Origin of the sequence: Nocardia sp. NPDC058519 (assembly GCF_042719755.1) — a bacterium.
In the GTDB taxonomy this organism is placed as follows: domain Bacteria; phylum Actinomycetota; class Actinomycetes; order Mycobacteriales; family Mycobacteriaceae; genus Nocardia.
Map to the genome: position 1 here is coordinate 209,081 of NZ_JBHXNK010000002.1, position 18,373 is coordinate 227,453.

Sequence of the window (18,373 nt, forward strand, 5' to 3'; positions counted from 1 at the left end):
TGTGCTCTCGTTGTTATCTCCTCCCCCCGCCCCCCCCACCTATCGGGGCCGCCCCTATTACGCGGGGGGGCCCCCGGCCCCCCCCCCCCCCCCCCACTACTGGATCTGTCTAGATGTTCGCAGTGCACGCCGACAGGATGACGCTTGCCGCACGCGGCGACGCCGAACCCGGATCAGGAAACGGTGCCGCACTGATGCCGAGCACATCCACCGCGGAGCGCTCGGCCGCGGCCAGGGAGTGATCCCACGCCCAGCCGAAGCGGTAGTCCGCGCCCTGCGCCACCGCACCGCAGGCATTGCGGAACCCGACGACGACCTGGCAGTCCCGCACACCGCACTCGTCGAGCGCGGCCTGGGTCGCCGCCGCCCAGCTTCCGTAGTTCACCGCCGAGGCCACCACAGCGTGGCCCGCCGACAACGCCAGCGCCCCATAGAGATCGCCCGCCGCGGCCTGGAATCCACCATCGCGCGACACAGCGGTGTACCCCGGCACCTCGGCGATCGCCACCCCACTGGCCCCCGCGGAAGCAGGCCCCGCGCTCACCACGGTGAACGCCGCCACCGCGGAGACTGCAGCCACACCAAGGGCATATTTGCCCACAACAGACATCAGAGATTCTCCCCGTCGAAATACCGACTCCGCGCCTCGAAGCCGACCCATCATGAACGCCCGATTCCTCCCGAACCGCCCGTCCGCCACAGACTAACAACACCCTCCGACAAGTAACGGCGCCCAGCAACCCACCTATCGGCGAACCAGTTCATCCCGTGCCCGCATCAACGCGAACCCCAGCAGGTTGAGTCCCCGCCACCGCACAGGATTCAACGCACCCGGATCGTCGGCGGCCAACCCGATCCCCCAGATCCGGTCCACCGGACTGGCTTCGACGATCACTCGTGAGCCGGTACCGACCAGATATCTCCGCAGTGCGTCGTCCTGCCCGAACTTGGCCACACTCCCCGCGACCACGATGTCGAACCGCGCACGCTCCCACACGTTCTCGTCGAAGTCGCGGATCTGCCGACCGAGCTTCTTCGCCTGGCTCGGATGGCCGGCACCGAGGACCTTCGCCGCGGTCGCCGGATCCTCGAACAGCATCGCCTTACGCCACATCATGTAGTGCTCGGCACTGGCGAATTCCACACCGTCGACAACGAATGTCGCGGGCCACCACTGACTCAGGCTGCTCGACCCGATGGTTCCGTCCCGACGTGGGCTATGCCCCCAGAACGCCAGATACTTCGGCGAAGCACCCTGCGCGATCGCCTGGCACAGCTGCTCCACAGATTCGACAGCCATCACCCCTCCTAGTTTTGGTCTATATAACCATAGGTTGGGTTGGTCAGGCCGAGCGGATGCTGTTCAGGTCGAGGTAGGGGTGGGGGGTGGCGCGGCGGGGGATTCCGGGGGCGGCGATGACGGTGGGTTGGGTGCCGCGGCCGGTGTGGAAGCTGCGGGCGATCATCGAGGAGCGCAGTTGCCACAGGCCCGAGGATTGGGCCGGGTCGAGGCCGGTGAGCTGGGCTACTCGGCGCAGGCGGTAGTCGACGGTGTTGGTGTGGATGTGCAGCAGGCGCGCGGTGCGCTGGCGGTTCATGTTGTTGGCGATGTGCACGCGCAGGGTTTCGTAGAGCTCGGGGTGGTTGTCGAGCGGGGCGAGCAGTTCGCCGAGCCGGGCGCGGCCGGGGCCGGGGCGGGTGAGCTGGTATTCCAAGGCCAGGTCGCCGAAGCGGTAGAGACCGGGGGCGCTGTCGAGACGTTCCACCATGTCCAGGAGTTCGTGGGCACGCTGGGCCGCGTCGGGGATCTCGTCGGTGGTCGCGGGCACCAGGGCTGCCGTGATGTCGACGTGCGCGGCCCGCGACAACGCCTCGACCAGTGCGTCGAGTTGCTCGTCGGCCAGCAGATCGGCCGGGATCAGCAGGGTGCCACCGTCGACCGACAGCAGTGCAAGCACCTGTTCACCGCACCTGTGCGCCAACGCCGTTTGCACCCGGCGCAGTTTGCGCCGGGCCACCACGGCCCCGTTCACGCGTGGATCGCGCTCGTCGGGATGCGCCCCGATCGACAGCGCGAGTACCGAATACGCGTCGGAGACGGTGATGCCGACCTCGCGTGCCATGGTGACGGTCGACTGACCGGCCAGTAGCGCCGAAGTGAGCGTGTGCACGGCCGTGTGATGTTCACCGACGGCCTCGCGGTGCTCGCGGATATAGGAACGCGTCACGGTGGTACACAACAGGTCCGAGATCTCGACGACCCGGCGGAAGCCGTGGATCAGGCTCGCGCGGTCGGCGTCGGCCACCTCGTCGTAGACCGCGTCGAAGGAGAGCCGGAAACCCTCATGGAAGGCGTGCAGGATCGTCTCGATCGGCACGCCTTCGCGCGCCCAGCCCGCCGCGGCCACCGCGAGCCGGTTCAGTTTCACCTCCTCGTCGCGGCCGTCCAGCATTCCGCCGACGATTTCCAGACACATCCTGGTGACCGAGGTGACGTCGCCGGCGATCGCATCGCCGGGGAGTGTCCGGCAGGTCGCGACATTGTCGACGAAATGGCCGACCAATCGGCTGGTCATCGTCCGCACATCACGCAAGGGCTGCCACAGGGCCGTCTCGTCCAGTGAGATCGTCATCGTCGACTCCTCCTTCTACACCCCGGCGCCGCCGGTAGTGGTTGTGCCTCCGTCGTGTTGGTCCAGGTGATGACCGACACTTCGGTTTCTCTGTGATCATGACTGTAGGGTGAGCGACAGCTCACCTTCTACTCTTCTTTCCGTCGAGGTCCGAAAATGCCCCCGCAAGCCGATAAGCAGCGCAAACGTCCCAAGCAAGACCGGGCGAAGGAAACCAGAACACGTATTCTCACGGTGTCCGCTCATCTTTTCGGCACCCGTGGGATCGGCAATACCTCGACGAATCGGATCGCGACCGAAGCGGGCATGAGCATCGGTACGCTCTACCGATATTTCAGCGACCGCGACGAGATCGTCAAAGAACTCAACGACAGCCTGTTTCTGCAGGTAGAGGAGCGCTACAGCCAGCTGCTGAGTGCGAGCGCGAACCAATCCCCCCGTGATGCCGTGATCGACCTGATCCGCTCGGCCGTGGACATCCTCGTCACGAACGGGCCGCTCGTGCGGGCCCTGGTCGCCGATCTGCAGTTCTACGGCAGCGGTATCCCCGAATTCGAACCCCGACTGCGGATGCTCATCAAGCTCTACCTCCTCCAGATCATCGGCCCGATCAAGCATGTCGACATCGACGTGATGGCCTTCGTCGTACTCAACGCCGGTTTCGCCACGGCGTTGCGTTCGGTCGAGTTGGACGACGTCGAACTCGAGGCCATCATCGCCGGCACCGCCGACATGATCAGCGCCTGGATCGACGCGGTCTCCGCGGCCGAAAACGCCTAGTACACAACGAAACGGGCCCGAATCCTTCGAGAGGATTCGGGCCCGTTCACCGTGCGATGATCAGCGGGCGTTCGCCGTGCGGCTCGCCGCTCGCGTCAGCCGCGCACGTTCGATGTGCAGAACACATCGACGACCTTCGTGCCGCTGAAGTCCGATGACCCGAAGTTCGCCAGTCGTGCGATCGGAACACCATCGGACAGCCTGTCGATAGCCTTTCGCACCGCTTCGCTGCGGGTAGGTCCTGACGCGGCGGCGACCCAGCCTTGGTCGTTCCACACCAACGCCCCGCAGCCATTGGCCCACGAGGTCAGGATCCGGCAGTCCTCCATGCCGCAGTCCTGCAGCACCTTGGAGGTCGCCTCCTCCTCGGTGGGCCAGTCCCTTGTGCTCCAGCTTTCCCACTGCTCCGAGCTGAACGCGATCGCGGCCCACTTGTTGTTCGCGGCGTCCGCCGCACCGGCACCCAGCACCGACCCGGCCGCAAGAACCGACGCCGCCGCGGCGAAGCCGACCTTACCCATGAAACTCATTCGAAAGATCTCCTCTTGAAACTGTTCCGGAAATCCGGAACCGTCAAGATCATCATCGAATGCCGTTGGCAGCCAACCGGAACGGTAAACATCACACCGCGGCTCCTCGACACATAACCGTCATAAAGATGGGCCCGGATCCTTGCAGGATCCGGGCCCGAAAATCGCCGTGCGGATCAGCCCGCGTTGTCGGTGCAGAGCGTGTCGATCACGCGACCGCCGGCCAGCTGCGACGAGCCGACGTTGACGAGCAGGTTCTGCGGGGTGCCCTCGGTCAGCGCGAGGTAGGCCTCCCGCTCCGCCTCGGCGCGGGTCGATCCCTTGCCCCAGGCGAAGAACTCATCGTTGTCCACCAAGGCCAGGCACCCGTTCGCCCAGGTGACCTCCACGTAGCAACCATCCGCGGCGCACTCTTCCAACGCAGCGGCTTCGGCCTCGGCACGCGTCGGATAGTTGATCGAACGACCAACATTGTCCCAGTTACCGTCTACGGCCATCGCGCCCCACTTGTCGCCGGCCGCATTCGCCGAACCGGCACCCAGCAGAGACCCGGCCGCCAGAACCGACGCCGCGACGGCGAAGCCGACCTTGCCCATGAAACTCATTCGAAAGTACTCCTCGTGAAAGCTGTTCCGGAAGTCCGGAACCTTTAAGATCATCATCGAACGTCCGGTGATAGCCAACCGCACCGCGCAAGGTCACATCGCGACCGGTCAATGCAATACCGCCAGAACATGAAAGGGCCCGGATCCATACAGGATCCGGGCCCGAAAAGCGCGGTGCTACACCGTGAAGCCGAGGGCGCGCAGCTGTTCGCGGCCGTCGTCGGTGATCTTGTCCGGGCCCCACGGGGGCATCCAGACCCAGTTGATCTTGAGGTCCTCGACCAGGCCGCTGCGCACCAGCGCGTTGCGGGACTGGTCTTCGATGACGTCGGTCAGCGGACAGGCCGCCGAGGTGAGCGTCATGTCGAGGGTGCAGATGTTCGCGTCGTCGACGGACAGGCCGTAGACCAGGCCGAGGTCGACGACATTGATGCCGAGTTCGGGGTCGACGACGTCGCGCATCGCCTCTTCGAGGTCTTCGATGTGCTGGATCTGCTCGGCCGTCAGCTCGACCTCGACGGCTTTTTCCGCCTCGACGGCCTCAGCGGCTTCCGGGATCTGTGCGGTATCGGTGCTCTCACTCATGTGGCAGACTCCCCATTTCCCATCGGTGCCTTGGTTTCCTCGGCCGAACTGATCTGCACGACAGCGTCTTTGAACGCCATCCACCCGAGCAGCGCGCACTTGACCCGCGCCGGGTACTTGCTCACACCGGCGAGGGCGATGCCGTCGCCGATCATGTCCTCGTCACCTTCGACGGTGCCGCGGCTGGAGATCATCTCGCTGAACGAGTCGACCACCTTCAGCGCCTGCTGCACCGGCAGCCCGATCACCTGATCGGTGAGGATCGAGGTGGCGGCCTGGCTGATCGAGCAGCCCTGACCATCGTAGGAGACGTCGGCGACCTCACCGGCGTCGTCGATCTGCACACGCATCGTCACTTCGTCACCGCAGGTCGGGTTCACGTGGTGCACCTGCGCACCGAACGGTTCCCGCAGCCCGCGGTGGTGCGGGTGCTTGTAGTGATCCAGGATCACTTCCTGGTACATCTGCTCCATACGCATGATCTAGGCAACTCCGAAGAAGGTCTTGGCCTTCCGCACGGCCGCGACCAGTGCGTCGACCTCGTCGAGGGTGTTGTAGACGGCGAACGAGGCACGCGCGGTGGCGGCGATACCGAACTTGCGGTGCAGCGGCCAGGCGCAGTGGTGCCCGACGCGGATGGCGACACCCTCGTCGTCGAGGATCTGGCCCACGTCGTGGGCGTGGATCCCGTCGACCACGAACGACACCGCGCCACCACGATCGACGTTCTCGGCGGGCCCGATGATCCGCACACCGTCGATGCCGGACAGACCGTCGAGCGCGGCACCGGTGAGCGCGTGCTCGTGCGCCGCGACCGCGTCCATGCCGAGGTCCTCGAGATAACGCACCGCGGCGGCCAGCCCGACCACCTGCGAGGTCATCGGCGTGCCCGCCTCGAAGCGCTGCGGCGGCGGCGCGTAGGTGGTCTTCTCCATGGTGACGGTCTCGATCATCGACCCACCGGTGATGAACGGCGGCGTCTGCTCCAGCAGCGCACGGCGGCCGTACAGTCCGCCCACGCCCATCGGGCCCAGCATCTTGTGGCCGGAGAACGCGGCGAAGTCCACCCCGAGCTCGTGGAAGTCCACCGCCATGTGCGGCACCGACTGGCAGGCGTCGAGCACGACGAGCGCGCCGACTGCCTTCGCGCGGCGGATCAATTCGTCCACCGGAGCCACCGCGCCGGTCACGTTCGACTGATGGCTGAACGCGAGAACCTTTGTCGCGGGCGACAGTTCGAGCGAATCCAGGTCGATGCGGCCGTCGTCGGTGATGCCGTACCACTTGAGCGTGGCACCGGTACGACGCGCGAGCTCCTGCCACGGAACGAGATTCGCGTGGTGTTCGAGCTCGGTGATGACGATCTCGTCGCCGGGGCCGACCTTGTAGGGGAACCGGTCGTCACCGAACGCGTTGGCCACCAGGTTCAGCGACTCGGTCGCGTTCTTGGTGAACACGATCTCGCCGGGATCCGCGCCGACGAAGCGGGCGATATCGGCGCGCGCCTGTTCGTAGGAGTCGGTCGCCTCCTCCGCCAGCTGATGCGCACCGCGGTGCACGGCGGAGTTCCGGGTGAGCAAGAACTCGCGCTCGGCGTCCAGCACCTGCAGCGGACGCTGCGAGGTGGCACCGGAATCCAGGTACACCAACGGTTTCCCGTCCCGCACCGTGCGGTGCAGGATCGGGAAGTCGGCCCGGATCCGGGCCACGTCGAGGGCTGGCACCGTAGCGGTCATGTCAGGCTCCAGCGGTCGCGGACGTGAAGCGCTCGTAGCCGTTCGCGTCGAGTTCCTCGGCCAGCTCGGAGCCACCCTCGGCGACGATCTTGCCGTTGACGAACACGTGCACGAAGTCGGGCTTGATGTAGCGCAGGATGCGGGTGTAGTGCGTGATCAGCAGCACGCCGCCCTCTTCGCGCTCCTTGTAGCGGTTCACGCCCTCGGAGACGATGCGCAGCGCGTCGACGTCGAGGCCGGAGTCGGTCTCGTCGAGGATCGCGATCTTCGGCTTGAGCAGACCCAGCTGCAGCACCTCGTGACGCTTCTTCTCGCCACCGGAGAAGCCCTCGTTCACCGAGCGGTCGGCGAAGGCCGAGTCGATGTCGAGTTCCTTCATCGACTCCTTCACCTCCTTGACCCAGGTGCGCAGCTTGGGGGCCTCGCCGCGCACGGCGGTGGCGGCGGTGCGAAGGAAGTTCGACATCGAGACGCCGGGGACCTCGACCGGGTACTGCATGGCCAGGAACAGGCCGGCGCGGGCGCGCTCGTCGACCGACATGTCGAGCACGTTCTCACCGTCGAGGGTGATGGTGCCCTGGGTGACGGTGTACTTCGGGTGGCCAGCGATCACATAGGAGAGCGTGGACTTGCCCGAGCCGTTGGGGCCCATGATGGCGTGCGTCTCGCCGGACTTCACGGTGAGGTTCACGCCGTTGAGGATCTGCTTCGATTCACCCTCGGGGGTGGTGATCTCGGCGTGCAGGTCCTTGATTTCCAAGGTGGTCATCGAATTCGAATCCTTCGTGGGAAGTAGGTGAGTCAGATACCGACAGTGGCGAGTTCGGCCTCGATGGCCGCCTCGAGCCGCTCCCGGACCTCGGGGACCGTGACCTTCTGGATGATCTCGAAGAAGAAGCCACGCACCACCAGGCGGCGGGCGACGTCTTCGGGAATGCCGCGAGCGCGCAGGTAGAACAGCTGCTCGTCATCGAAACGGCCGGTGGCACTCGCGTGTCCGGCGCCGGCGATCTCGCCGGTCTCGATCTCCAGGTTCGGCACCGAGTCGGCGCGCGCGCCGTCGGTGAGCACCAGGTTGCGGTTCGCCTCGTAGGTGTCGGTGCCCTCGGCGGCCGCGCGGATCAGCACGTCGCCGATCCAGACCGTGCGAGCGTCGCCCTTGTCCGAGGCGGGATCGCCCTGCAGCGCACCCTTGTACAGCACATTGGACTTGCAGTTGGGCTCGGCGTGATCGACCAGCAGACGCTGCTCGAAATGCTGTCCCGCGTCGGCGAAGTACAGGCCGAACAGCTCCGCTTCGCCACCGGGACCGGCGTAGCGCACGGTGCCGGACAGGCGGACCAGGTCACCGCCGAGCGTCGCCGACACGTGGCGCAGGTTCGCGTCACGGCCCAGCTTCAGGTGATGCGCGGTGACGTGCACGGCGTCTTCGTTCCATTCCTGGACCGCGACGACGGTGAGCTTGGCGCTGTCACCGAGCACGAATTCGACGTTCTCGGCGAAGGTTCCGCTGCCGCGCTGGTCGATGACCACGGTGGCGACGGCGAAGTTGTCCAGGCGCACCTGCAGGTGCCCGTAGGCGGTCTTGCCCTCACCGGGACCGGTGATGGTGACGGTGACCGGGTCCGAGACTTCGGTTTCCGGGCCGACGGTGATCACGGTCGCCGATTCGAAGCCCGAATAGGCCTGGGCGGCAACACGGTCCGCGGGGGTACCGGCCTGGCCGAGGCGAGAGTCGGTGCGGCCCACCGTTTCCACGGTGACCCCGGCGACCTCACTCACCTCGACGGTGGCTACACCGTCGGCAACGGCGGTGCCGTCGTGCAGGCCGCGCAGCCGGCGCAGCGGGGTGAACCGCCACGCCTCGTCGCGACCCGACGGAACCTCGAACTGGTCGACGTCGAACGAGGTGAAGACCTCGCCCTTGTTGACCGCGGCGCCCGCGCCAGGGTTCTGGGTCGGCGTCTCGAGCGTCGACATCAGCCCACGGCCCCTTCCATCTGCAGCTCGATGAGCCGGTTCAGTTCCAATGCGTATTCCATCGGCAATTCCTTGGCGATCGGCTCCACGAAGCCGCGCACCACCATCGCCATCGCCTCGTCCTCGGTGAGGCCGCGGCTCATCAGGTAGAACAGCTGCTCCTCGGAGACCTTCGAGACGGTCGCCTCGTGACCCATCGTCACGTCGTCCTCGCGGATGTCGACGTAGGGGTAGGTGTCGGAGCGGCTGATCGTGTCGACCAGCAGCGCGTCGCACTTCACGGTCGACTTGGAACCGTTGGCACCCTTGTTGATCTGGACCAGACCGCGGTAGGACGCGCGACCGCCACCACGCGCCACCGACTTCGACACGATGGTCGAGGAGGTGTGCGGGGCCAGGTGCAGCATCTTGGCGCCGGTGTCCTGGTGCTGGCCGGGGCCCGCGAACGCGACCGAGAGGACCTCGCCGTGCGCGTGCTCGCCGGTCATCCAGACCGCCGGGTACTTCATGGTGACCTTGGAGCCGATGTTGCCGTCGACCCACTCCATGGTGGCGCCCGCCTCTGCCTTGGCCCGCTTGGTGACCAGGTTGTAGACGTTGTTCGACCAGTTCTGGATGGTCGTGTAGCGGCAGCGGCCGCCCTTCTTCACGATGATCTCGACGACCGCGGAGTGCAGCGAGTCGGACTTGTAGATCGGGGCTGTACAACCCTCGACGTAGTGGACGTAGGCGTCCTCGTCGACGATGATCAGTGTCCGCTCGAACTGGCCCATGTTCTCGGTATTGATCCGGAAGTAGGCCTGCAGCGGGATGTCGACGTGCACGCCCGGCGGCACGTAGATGAACGAGCCACCCGACCAGACGGCGGTGTTGAGCGCGGAGAACTTGTTGTCACCGGCGGGGATGACCGAACCGAAGTACTTGTGGAAGATCTCCGGGTGCTCCTTCAACGCCGTATCGGTGTCAAGGAAGATGACGCCCTGGGACTCCAGGTCCTCGCGGATGGAGTGGTAGACGACCTCGGACTCGTACTGCGCCGCGACACCGGAGACCAGACGCTGCTTCTCCGCTTCCGGGATGCCCAGCTTGTCGTAGGTGTTCTTGATGTCCTCGGGCAGGTCTTCCCAGCTCTCGGCCTGCTTCTCGCTCGAGCGCACGAAGTACTTGATGTTGTCGAAGTCGATGCCGTCGAGGTTGGAACCCCAGTTCGGCATGGGCTTGCGATCGAAGATGCGCAGCGCCTTGAGGCGCACGTCGAGCATCCACTCCTCTTCGCTCTTCTTCGCCGAGATGTCGCGGACGACGGCCTCCGACAGGCCACGTTGCGCACTGGCGCCGGCCACATCGGAGTCGGACCAGCCGTAACCGTAGGTGCCCAGCGAGGCGATGGTTTCGTCCTGGGTGAGCGGTTGCACCTGGTCGGTAGGGGTCGTCATTCGGCACTCCTTCCGGAGTCGTTCGTTCGTCCCGCCGCGGGCTGTGCGGCGGATGGGATCTTCGGCACCGCGACCAGCGGTACGTGGGTGGTGCAGGCGCAATCGCCGTTGGCGATGGTCGCAAGTCGCTGCACGTGGGTGCCGAGCAGGTCGCGGAAAGCGTCCAATTCGGCGGCGCACAACTGCGGGAACTCCTCGGCGACGTGAGCCACCGGGCAGTGGTGCTGACAGATCTGCACACCGGTGCCGACCTGACGGGTGGTGGCGGCGAAACCGGCCTCGGCGAACGCTTCCGCGATCTCCTCGACCTTGGCTTCGATCACCGGTGCGGTGTGGTCGGCGACGGGCTCGATGCCGTCGACGATCACGCGAACCCGCTTGCGCGCGAATTCGGCGATCGCGGCGTCGCCACCGATCTCACCGAGCTGGCGAATCGCCGCCCCGGCCAGATCGTCGTAGGCGTGACCGAGATTGCCCCGGCCCGCCGCGGTGAGCTGGTATTGCTTGGCCGGCCTGCCACGACCCTTCTGCTGCCACGGCGCCGAGCGGCTCGCCCGAGCCTGGCCCGCGTCGATGAGCGCGTCGAGGTGTCTGCGCACCCCGGCGGGCGCGAGACCGAGTTCGGTGCCGATCGCCGTCGCGGTGATCGGCCCCTGCTCGAGCAGCAGCTGGACGATGGCCGCCCTGGTCTGCCCCTCGTGTGCGGCTGCCGCGGGAACAGCAGACGACCGAGCGCCGGTCGTCTTGCGACCGTCACTTCCCACGTCTGTCCGCAAACCCACGGTTTTCACAACACCAGTGTGGCGGAATTGCTTCCCTAAATCTAATAAGGGTCACCTGACAAAGGGTGCCCTGACCTGCGACGAAGATCATCGGGTCACTCCCCTGCCCGATAAAACCCCAGGTGCGGCCCCTGCGGACCGATCGCCGAGGCTCCGCGAGGTGACCCATCGCACAGGTCTTCGACCGCGACCACCCGGCGGCCCGAGCGGCCACGCCCGGCGCCGGGCAGTGCGTCAGCACGCTCTCGCAGCGTTGCTCGCGGGCGATATCCGCACCACAGCGTCGCGATCGACTGTCCGGGTCCGCCGTGGCGAACGAGGCGGTCGGGGGCCGTGGTCTGGCACGATGGCAGGGTGTCGAACCCGCTCACACCAACGTGTGTCCGTCATCCTGATCGGCCTACCGGACTCGCGTGCACGCGATGCGGGCGGCCCGCCTGTCCCGACTGCCTGCGCCCGGCGTCGGTCGGGCAGCACTGCGTCGACTGCGTGCGGCAGGGGCAGCAGGACGTGCGGCCGGTACGGACCGTCAGCGGGGCACGCCAGGGCGGGGCCGTTCCCTATGTGACCTACGGGTTGATCGCGGTCAATGTGCTGGTCTATGTGATCACCGCGGCGCAGGCCGGAAGTCCGATGGACAACTATCGCGGATCGTCGGTGTTCCGCGAGTTCGTCCTGGTCCCGCTGCTGGTGGCCGACGGCGAGTGGTGGCGGCTGCTCGGGTCGGGGTTCCTGCATTACGGCGCGATCCATCTGCTGGTCAACATGTTCGCGCTCTATGTCGTCGGTCGCGACCTCGAGCAGGTGCTCGGCCGGGTCAGGTACGGGTGCGTCTATCTGGTCTCGCTGCTGGGTGGGTCGGCGGCGGTGATGGCGCTGTCGGACTCGGTGACCGCGACTGCCGGTGCCTCCGGCGCGGTGTACGGCCTGTTCGGCGCTGTCACGGTGACACTGATCCGGTTGCGGCAGAGCCCGACGCCGATGCTGGTGGTCATCGGTGTGAACGTGCTGATCAGTTTCTCGATCCCGGGGATCTCGCTGTGGGGCCACCTCGGCGGTCTGGCCGCGGGCACGTTGAGCGCGCTCGGCATCCTGTTCGTGCCCGGCTGGCTGTCGGCCCGTGATCAGGGGTCCGCGCAGCGCATCGGCTGGGCGGCGCTCGGCGCGGTCGCGGTGATCTGCGTGGCCGTGATCATCGCCGCCGTGCTCTCGCTGCGCTCGGAGCCGGTGTTCGTCGGACCGCCTGCCGTGAGCGCGCCCACCCCTGTCGAAGCACCGAGGTAGTTCGCCGCGACCATGCGCGAGACAACTGAGGAACGCGGTGGCGCCTGTGCCCACTAGGCTCTGAGCTCGTGGCGGTACTGGAGGGCGCGGCGCGCAAGACACTGGCGTTCGGGCGGCGAGCTCTCGGGCTCGACGTGTCGACGCCCGATCACACCGTCGCGGTGCTGCATCGCGACGAGACCGAGGTCCCCGGGCTCGACACGCGCGAACGCGCGCAACTGGACCGGATCCGGCTCATGGGCGCGACCGGCACGGTGCTCATGGCGATCGCGGCGCTGGGGATCGGCGCCCAGCCGGTGCATCAGAACCCGGTCTCGGGCGTGCGGGTGCTGGGCATCTTCGCGCGAGCCCACACCGGGTCGCTCGCGATGTGCATGTTCGGCACCGCGCTGGTGATCGGTGCGTGGTTGCTGCTTGGGCGGTTCGCGATCGGTGGTCTCGCGGGATCACCCTTGCACCGTCTGACCCGCTCGCAACTGGATCGCACCCTGCTGCTGTGGATCATCCCGCTGTCGGTGGCGCCGCCGATGTTCAGCAACGACGTCTATTCCTATCTGGCACAGAGCGAGATCGCCGCCCGCGGGATCGACCCGTATTCCGAAGGGCCGGTCGCCGGACTCGGGATCGACAATGTGCTCACCAACAATGTGCCGACGATCTGGCGTGATACGCCCGCGCCGTACGGTCCGCTGTTCCTGTGGATCGGCCGCGGTATCGCGGAGCTGACCGGGGACAACATCATCGCCGGGGTGTGGGTGCACCGGTTGCTGGCGCTGGCCGGGGTCGCACTGATCGTGTGGGCGCTGCCGCGGTTGTCGGTGCGCTGCGGGGTGGCGCCGGTGAGTGCGCTGTGGCTCGGTGCGGCCAATCCGCTGGTGCTGTTCCACCTGGTCGGCGGCGTGCACAACGACGCGCTGATGCTCGGCCTGATGCTGGCCGGGATGGAGCTGATGCTGCGCGCGATCTACGGCGAAGGCGGCAAACCCGACCGGCTGACGGGCACGAATCTGCCACCTTTCGACGCTCGCGCCTACGGGTTGCTGATCAGTGGCGCGGTGGTGATCACCTTGTCGTCATCGATCAAGCTCACCTCCATCATCGCGCTCGGATTCGTGGGCATGGCACTGGCCAGACGCTGGGGCGGCACCTTCAAAGCGGTCGTCAAGGCCGCGGTCTTGCTGGGCGTGATCGCCGGGGCGGCAACACTTTTCATCGGCTTCGCCAGCGGGCTCGGCTTCGGCTGGATCCACACGCTCAGCGTCGCCAACGCCGTGCGGAGCTGGATGTCGCTGCCGACCATCATCGGGATCGTCACCGGATTCGGCGGCGTGCTGCTCGGCCTGGGTGACCACACGACCGCGCTGTTGTCGATCACCCGCCCGATCGCGGGTGCGGTGGCGGCCTTCATCACGGTTCGCATGCTCGTCGCCACCGGGATGGGCCGATTGCATCCTGTGGGCGCGCTCGGCGTCTCGCTGGCGGCGATCGTGCTGTTGTTCCCGGTGGTACAGCCCTGGTACCTGCTCTGGGCGATCGTGCCGCTGGCGGCATGGGCCACCCAGCCGGTGTTCCGCGTGCCCGCGGTCGCGTTCTCGGCGGTGGTGTCGATGTTGGTGATGCCGCGCGGTGCGGAGTTCCAGGTTTTCCAGATCATCGGCGCCGCGCTGGCGGCCGTCGTGTGCTTCGCGCTGTTCTTCGCGCTCACCCGGCACACCCTGCCCTGGCGGTCGCAGGCGGGGGTGTCGGCTCCGTCACAGGAGGGCACGCCTTACCGTGTGACATCGTGACAAGTCGCCCTGGACCCGCCGTTAGCGTCGACGGTGTGGTCAAGCGCTATGGCGAGACCACCGCAGTGGACGGTCTCCGGTTCGACGTAGAGCCCGCCCAGGTGTTCGCTCTGCTCGGCCCCAACGGCGCGGGCAAGACCACCACCGTCGAGATGTGCGAAGGCTTCGTGCGCCCGGACGCCGGCACCGTTCGCGTCCTCGGCCTCGACCCGATCGCCGACTCCGAGCAGTTGCGTCCGCGCATCGGCGTGATGCTCCAGGGCGGCGGCGCCTACCCCGGTGCCCGCGCCGGCGAGATGCTCGACCTGGTCGCCGCCTACTCCGCCGATCCCATCGACCCGGACTGGCTGCTGTCGACGCTGGGCTTGCAGGACAATCGCCGCACACCGTATCGACGCCTGTCCGGCGGCCAGCAGCAGCGGCTCGCGCTCGCCTGCGCGCTCGTCGGCAAGCCCGAGATCGTGTTCCTCGACGAACCGACCGCCGGGCTCGACGCCCAGGCGAGGCTGATCGTCTGGGAACTCATCGACGCGCTGCGCCGCGACGGCGTGAGCGTCGTGCTCACCACGCACATGATGGACGAGGCCGAACAGCTCGCCGATCATCTCGTCATCATCGATCACGGGCAGATCGTCGCCCAGGGCACTCCCGCCGAGGTCACCGCCCACGGCGCGGCCGGCCAGCTGAGGTTCTGCGCACCGCCGAAACTCGACCTGAACCTGCTGACATCGGCTCTCCCGGAAGGCTTTTCGCCGCGTGAGACCACGCCGGGCACCTACCTCGTCGAGGGCGAGATCAATCCGCAGGTGCTGGCCACCGTCACCGCCTGGTGCGCCAGGATGGACGTGCTGGCCACCGACATCCGCATCGACCAGCGCCGCCTCGAAGACGTTTTCCTCGAACTGACCGGACGGGACCTGCGCGGATGAGCGAGACCACCAGCCGTTTCCTGCCCGGCACCTTCACACCCGATCCGCGTCCCGCCACGCGGACCACGATGCTCACGGCGCAGACCGGGCTCGAGCTGAAACTGTTGTTGCGCAACGGCGAACAGTTGCTGCTCACCATGTTCATCCCGATCACCCTGCTCATCGGGCTCTCCCTGTTGCCGTTCGGCGACCTCGGCGAGCACCGGGTGGACCGGATCGTGCCGATGGTGATGATGACCGCGGTGATGTCGACCGCGTTCACCGGCCAGGCCATCGCCGTCGGCTTCGACCGCCGCTACGGCGCCCTCAAACGGCTCGGCGCGACGCCGCTGCCCCGCTGGGGTGTGATCGCGGGCAAGTGCGCTGCCGTGCTGATCGTGGTGGTGCTGCAGGCGATGCTGCTCGGGGCGATCGGCGTCGCGCTGGGGTGGCGGCCCGGCATCGGCGGACTCGCCCTCGGCGCGCTGGTGATCGCGCTCGGCACGGCCACCTTCGCGGCGATGGGGCTGCTGCTCGGCGGCACGCTCAAAGCCGAGATCGTGCTCGCGCTGGCCAATATCTTGTGGTTCATCATGCTCGGCATCGCCAGCCTGGTACTCGTCGGCGATACCCTGCCCACCGCGCTGAGCGTGCTCGCGCGGCTCATCCCGTCCGGTGCGCTGGCTTATGCGCTGGACACGGCCCTGTCGGGATCGATCGACTGGTTCGGGGTGGCGGTGCTCGCGGCGTGGGGCGTGGTGTGCGGGTGGCTCGCGACCCGGCTGTTCCGGTTCAGCTGACGTGACCAACGACGCACTGTAGTAGCCCTGGTATCAGCGCCGAATTCCCGGCCGGTACCATTCCTGACGTGCTGTATCGCGCCTTCGTTGGCCTCGTCGACCGGCTGCCGCTCCCCTCGCTGCGGGTGCAGCGGCTCATCGCCATCGCGGTGATCCTCAGCCAGGCGGGAATCTCGGTGACCGGCGCCATCGTGCGCGTCACCGCCTCCGGGCTCGGCTGCCCGACCTGGCCGCAGTGCTTCCCCGGCAGCTTCACCCCGATCGGGGTATCGGAAGTGCCGGTCCTGCACCAGACCGTGGAGTTCGGCAATCGGCTGCTCACCTTCGTGGTGACACTGTGCGCGGCGTTGATCGTGCTGGCCGTCGTCCGGGCGCGCAGGCGCAAGGAAGTTCTGGTCTACGCCTGGCTGATGCCCGGCGGCACCGTCGTGCAGGCGATCATCGGCGGGATCACCGTGCGCACCGGTCTGCTGTGGTGGACCGTGGCTGTGCACCTGCTCGCCTCGATGGTGATGGTGTGGCTCGCGGTGGTGCTGTACGCGAAGATCAGCGAACCCGACGACGGCATCGAGACCGTCCAGGTGCCCGCCCCCCTGCGCTGGCTCACCGCGCTGTCGGGCGTGGCGCTCGCGGGGGTACTCATCGCGGGCACCCTGGTCACCGCGGCCGGGCCCCATGCCGGCGACAAGAGCATCGAGCGACAGGTCGAGCGGCTGGAAGTCGAGATCGTCACGCTGGTGCACCTGCACTCGCAGTTGCTGATCGGCTACCTGGCGCTGCTGATCGGACTCGCCTTCGGGCTGTACGCCGTCGGCATGTCGGCGGCCATCCGCAAGCGGTTGTTCGTGCTGCTCGGGCTGGTGCTGGCGCAGGCGCTCGTCGGCATCGTCCAGTACTTCACCGATGTGCCCGCCGCGCTCGTTGCCATCCACGTGGGCGGGGCCGCGGCCTGTACCGCGGCGACCGCCGCGCTGTGGGCATCGCTGCGTACCCGCGAGAAGATCGACGCGCCCGCGTTGTCACAGACTTCCGTGCACTGAGGTTCCGGCAACCCTCGAACAACGAAAAAGCCCGCGTCGCAGTGCGATTCGCGGGCTTTCTCGTCTGTGGGCGTCAGGCGCCGGCGAACAACTTCGAGTTACGCGCCTTCGGGAACTTGGTCTGACGGGCGACCCAACCGGCCATCTTGGCCCAGTGCGACGCAGCAGGGGTAACGATCGAGCCGAGCTCACGGCTCCATTCGTCGGTCTCGGCGAGACCGTCGACGCGCTCGACGATCGCCTTCGCGGTCGCCATATCGCCGACCACCCGGTCGCCGAGGATGCCGTCGGCACCGACCAGGGTGATCCGCACGCCCTGCTTGCCGATGTACTGCAGCACGGCCGTTCCCGAACCACCGTGCTGGGCGAGGAACTTCACGATGGACTTCTCGACCTCGGCCGGCACCTTCACGGCCTCGGGGGCGGCGGTTGTACTCATGAACCGCAGTTTACCGGCCGGTAGTTTCCAGTCCAGCCCCGAGTGGTCTGGAACACGGGGTGTAGAAAGGGGACTCATGCGCGCGATTCAGGTTTCCGAGCACGGTGGTCCCGAGGTCCTGCGGTCCGTCGAGGTGGCAGACCCGCAGGCCGGACCCGGTCAGCTGCTGGTCGAGACCCAGGGTGTGGGTGTCAATTACATCGACATCTACTTCCGCACGGGCCAGTACCCACAGGCGACGCCCTATATCCCGGGCTCCGAGGGCACGGGCGTCGTGGTGGCGATCGGTTCGGACGTCACCGAGTTCTCGATCGGCGATCGAGTCGCCTGGGCGTCGGCACCCGGCAGCTACGCGACGATGGTCGCCGTCGACGAGGCCGTCGCGGTGAAGGTGCCCGACGACGTCGAACCCGCCGTCGCGGCCGCCGCCCTGCTCCAGGGCATGACCGCCCACTACCTGATCGAATCGGTGTTCTCCCCCGAACCCGGCGACCCGGTGCTCATCCACGCGGGCGCGGGCGGCGTCGGGCTGCTGCTCACCCAGATGGCGGTCGCGAAGGGAGCCAGGGTGATCACCACGGTCTCCACCGACGCCAAGGAAAAACTCTCCCGCGAAGCAGGCGCCACCGACGTCCTGCACTACGGCGACGACCTCGCCGCCCGAGTCCGCGACCTCACCGACGGCATCGGCGTCGCCGCGGTCTACGACGGCGTCGGCGCCAGCACGTTCGAAGCAAGCCTCGCCTCCCTGCGCGTGCGCGGCACCCTAGCCCTCTTCGGCGCAGCCAGCGGCGCAGTTCCGCCCTTCGACCCCCAGCGCCTCAACCCCGCCGGTTCGCTGTGGCTGACTCGCCCCTCCCTGGGCGCATACACCCGAGACCGCACCGAATTCCTCTGGCGTGCAACGGATGTCTTCGACTGGATCGCCGCCGGAACCTTGAACCTTCGCATCGGTGCCACCTATCCGCTGGCCGATGCCACCCAGGCCCACCGCGACTTGGCCGACCGCAAGACCACCGGCTCGATCGTCCTGCTGCCCTAGTCGGCG

The 18,373-nt window shown here is 67.2% G+C and carries 20 protein-coding genes; 7 read left to right on the forward strand and 13 right to left on the reverse strand.

Translation table 11 applies throughout. The features are described from left to right. Positions 1–109: 109 nt before the first annotated feature. From ACFWPK_RS03360 to ACFWPK_RS03370, 3 genes are all read right to left on the reverse strand, one after another. The gene (locus ACFWPK_RS03360) at positions 110–580 is read right to left on the reverse strand and encodes a DUF4189 domain-containing protein (protein ID WP_378912936.1); all 471 of its coding nucleotides are present in this window, start codon (positions 578–580) and stop codon (positions 110–112) included. A 165-nt stretch (positions 581–745) separates the two neighbouring features. After that, complete coding sequence (locus ACFWPK_RS03365; protein WP_378912937.1) at positions 746–1,300, reverse strand: NADAR family protein; 555 nt, start codon at positions 1,298–1,300, stop codon at positions 746–748. Positions 1,301–1,343: 43 nt separating this feature from the next. Further along, the gene (locus ACFWPK_RS03370; protein ID WP_378912938.1) at positions 1,344–2,633 is read right to left on the reverse strand and encodes a PucR family transcriptional regulator; all 1,290 of its coding nucleotides are present in this window, start codon (positions 2,631–2,633) and stop codon (positions 1,344–1,346) included. 234 nt (positions 2,634–2,867) lie between these two features. On the opposite strand from ACFWPK_RS03370, the gene ACFWPK_RS03375 reads away from it, so the two are divergent. Next, the gene (locus ACFWPK_RS03375; protein WP_378912939.1) at positions 2,868–3,413 is read left to right on the forward strand and encodes a TetR/AcrR family transcriptional regulator; all 546 of its coding nucleotides are present in this window, start codon (positions 2,868–2,870) and stop codon (positions 3,411–3,413) included. 95 nt (positions 3,414–3,508) lie between these two features. On the opposite strand, the gene ACFWPK_RS03380 is transcribed toward ACFWPK_RS03375, so the two are convergent. The 9 genes from ACFWPK_RS03380 to ACFWPK_RS03420 all read right to left on the reverse strand — a co-directional run bounded on the left by ACFWPK_RS03380 (position 3,509) and on the right by ACFWPK_RS03420 (position 11,067). Then, positions 3,509–3,943, reverse strand: a complete 435-nt coding sequence (locus tag ACFWPK_RS03380) for a DUF4189 domain-containing protein (protein WP_378912940.1) — start codon at positions 3,941–3,943, stop codon at positions 3,509–3,511. Positions 3,944–4,119: 176 nt separating this feature from the next. After that, complete coding sequence (locus ACFWPK_RS03385) at positions 4,120–4,548, reverse strand: DUF4189 domain-containing protein (protein WP_378912941.1); 429 nt, start codon at positions 4,546–4,548, stop codon at positions 4,120–4,122. Positions 4,549–4,725: 177 nt separating this feature from the next. Beyond that, on the reverse strand, positions 4,726–5,133 hold the full coding sequence (locus tag ACFWPK_RS03390; RefSeq protein ID WP_378912942.1) for a metal-sulfur cluster assembly factor: 408 nt from the start codon (positions 5,131–5,133) through the stop codon (positions 4,726–4,728). Further along, on the reverse strand, positions 5,130–5,612 hold the full coding sequence (sufU, locus tag ACFWPK_RS03395; RefSeq protein ID WP_056810385.1) for a Fe-S cluster assembly sulfur transfer protein SufU: 483 nt from the start codon (positions 5,610–5,612) through the stop codon (positions 5,130–5,132). The genes ACFWPK_RS03390 and sufU overlap by 4 nt, the downstream gene beginning before the upstream one ends. A 3-nt stretch (positions 5,613–5,615) precedes the next feature. Continuing rightward, positions 5,616–6,869 (reverse strand): cysteine desulfurase, encoded by a 1,254-nt coding sequence (locus ACFWPK_RS03400; protein ID WP_378912943.1) that lies wholly within the window; start codon positions 6,867–6,869, stop codon positions 5,616–5,618. 1 nt (position 6,870) lies between these two features. After that, the gene (sufC, locus tag ACFWPK_RS03405) at positions 6,871–7,638 is read right to left on the reverse strand and encodes a Fe-S cluster assembly ATPase SufC (protein ID WP_067452582.1); all 768 of its coding nucleotides are present in this window, start codon (positions 7,636–7,638) and stop codon (positions 6,871–6,873) included. Between the two features lie 32 nt (positions 7,639–7,670). Further along, positions 7,671–8,849 carry a Fe-S cluster assembly protein SufD gene (sufD, locus tag ACFWPK_RS03410; RefSeq protein ID WP_378912944.1) on the reverse strand — a complete coding sequence of 393 codons (1,179 nt, stop codon included), beginning with the start codon at positions 8,847–8,849 and terminating at the stop codon, positions 7,671–7,673. Further along, positions 8,849–10,285: a Fe-S cluster assembly protein SufB gene (gene sufB / locus ACFWPK_RS03415; RefSeq protein ID WP_378912945.1), complete on the reverse strand. Its 1,437-nt coding sequence runs from the start codon at positions 10,283–10,285 to the stop codon at positions 8,849–8,851. Before sufB ends, sufD begins: the two co-directional genes overlap by 1 nt. Further along, positions 10,282–11,067 (reverse strand): helix-turn-helix transcriptional regulator, encoded by a 786-nt coding sequence (locus ACFWPK_RS03420; protein ID WP_378913149.1) that lies wholly within the window; start codon positions 11,065–11,067, stop codon positions 10,282–10,284. Before ACFWPK_RS03420 ends, sufB begins: the two co-directional genes overlap by 4 nt. Before the next feature lie 333 nt (positions 11,068–11,400). On the opposite strand from ACFWPK_RS03420, the gene ACFWPK_RS03425 reads away from it, so the two are divergent. The 5 genes from ACFWPK_RS03425 to ACFWPK_RS03445 all read left to right on the forward strand — a co-directional run bounded on the left by ACFWPK_RS03425 (position 11,401) and on the right by ACFWPK_RS03445 (position 16,886). Beyond that, a complete protein-coding gene (locus ACFWPK_RS03425; protein ID WP_378912946.1) occupies positions 11,401–12,351 on the forward strand; it encodes a rhomboid family intramembrane serine protease in 951 nt (316 codons plus the stop codon). 68 nt (positions 12,352–12,419) lie between these two features. Next, positions 12,420–14,138: a polyprenol phosphomannose-dependent alpha 1,6 mannosyltransferase MptB gene (mptB, locus tag ACFWPK_RS03430; protein WP_378912947.1), complete on the forward strand. Its 1,719-nt coding sequence runs from the start codon at positions 12,420–12,422 to the stop codon at positions 14,136–14,138. Continuing rightward, complete coding sequence (locus ACFWPK_RS03435; RefSeq protein WP_378912948.1) at positions 14,135–15,067, forward strand: ABC transporter ATP-binding protein; 933 nt, start codon at positions 14,135–14,137, stop codon at positions 15,065–15,067. The genes mptB and ACFWPK_RS03435 overlap by 4 nt, the downstream gene beginning before the upstream one ends. Next, positions 15,064–15,846 carry an ABC transporter permease gene (locus tag ACFWPK_RS03440; RefSeq protein ID WP_378912949.1) on the forward strand — a complete coding sequence of 261 codons (783 nt, stop codon included), beginning with the start codon at positions 15,064–15,066 and terminating at the stop codon, positions 15,844–15,846. The genes ACFWPK_RS03435 and ACFWPK_RS03440 overlap by 4 nt, the downstream gene beginning before the upstream one ends. Before the next feature lie 68 nt (positions 15,847–15,914). Next, complete coding sequence (locus ACFWPK_RS03445) at positions 15,915–16,886, forward strand: heme A synthase (RefSeq protein WP_378912950.1); 972 nt, start codon at positions 15,915–15,917, stop codon at positions 16,884–16,886. A 73-nt stretch (positions 16,887–16,959) separates the two neighbouring features. On the opposite strand, the gene ACFWPK_RS03450 is transcribed toward ACFWPK_RS03445, so the two are convergent. Further along, on the reverse strand, positions 16,960–17,325 hold the full coding sequence (locus ACFWPK_RS03450; RefSeq protein ID WP_378912951.1) for a hypothetical protein: 366 nt from the start codon (positions 17,323–17,325) through the stop codon (positions 16,960–16,962). Between the two features lie 76 nt (positions 17,326–17,401). Here ACFWPK_RS03450 and ACFWPK_RS03455 point away from each other — a divergent pair, with 76 nt between their 5' ends. Next, entirely contained in the window at positions 17,402–18,367 is a 966-nt protein-coding gene (locus ACFWPK_RS03455) for a quinone oxidoreductase family protein (RefSeq protein WP_378912952.1), read from the forward strand. The last annotated feature ends 6 nt before the right edge of the window (positions 18,368–18,373 follow it).

Coding starts and splice junctions, on each gene's coding strand:
- ACFWPK_RS03365 (WP_378912937.1), bottom strand. CDS start 1,300: ATGGCTGTCGAATCTGTGGAGCAGCTGTGCCAGGCGATCGCGCAGGGT.
- ACFWPK_RS03370 (WP_378912938.1), bottom strand. CDS start 2,633: ATGACGATCTCACTGGACGAGACGGCCCTGTGGCAGCCCTTGCGTGAT.
- ACFWPK_RS03380 (WP_378912940.1), bottom strand. CDS start 3,943: ATGAGTTTCATGGGTAAGGTCGGCTTCGCCGCGGCGGCGTCGGTTCTT.
- ACFWPK_RS03385 (WP_378912941.1), bottom strand. CDS start 4,548: ATGAGTTTCATGGGCAAGGTCGGCTTCGCCGTCGCGGCGTCGGTTCTG.
- ACFWPK_RS03390 (WP_378912942.1), bottom strand. CDS start 5,133: ATGAGTGAGAGCACCGATACCGCACAGATCCCGGAAGCCGCTGAGGCC.
- sufU (WP_056810385.1), bottom strand. CDS start 5,612: ATGCGTATGGAGCAGATGTACCAGGAAGTGATCCTGGATCACTACAAG.
- ACFWPK_RS03400 (WP_378912943.1), bottom strand. CDS start 6,869: ATGACCGCTACGGTGCCAGCCCTCGACGTGGCCCGGATCCGGGCCGAC.
- sufC (WP_067452582.1), bottom strand. CDS start 7,638: ATGACCACCTTGGAAATCAAGGACCTGCACGCCGAGATCACCACCCCC.
- sufD (WP_378912944.1), bottom strand. CDS start 8,849: ATGTCGACGCTCGAGACGCCGACCCAGAACCCTGGCGCGGGCGCCGCG.
- sufB (WP_378912945.1), bottom strand. CDS start 10,285: ATGACGACCCCTACCGACCAGGTGCAACCGCTCACCCAGGACGAAACC.
- ACFWPK_RS03440 (WP_378912949.1), top strand. CDS start 15,064: ATGAGCGAGACCACCAGCCGTTTCCTGCCCGGCACCTTCACACCCGAT.
- ACFWPK_RS03450 (WP_378912951.1), bottom strand. CDS start 17,325: ATGAGTACAACCGCCGCCCCCGAGGCCGTGAAGGTGCCGGCCGAGGTC.
- ACFWPK_RS03455 (WP_378912952.1), top strand. CDS start 17,402: ATGCGCGCGATTCAGGTTTCCGAGCACGGTGGTCCCGAGGTCCTGCGG.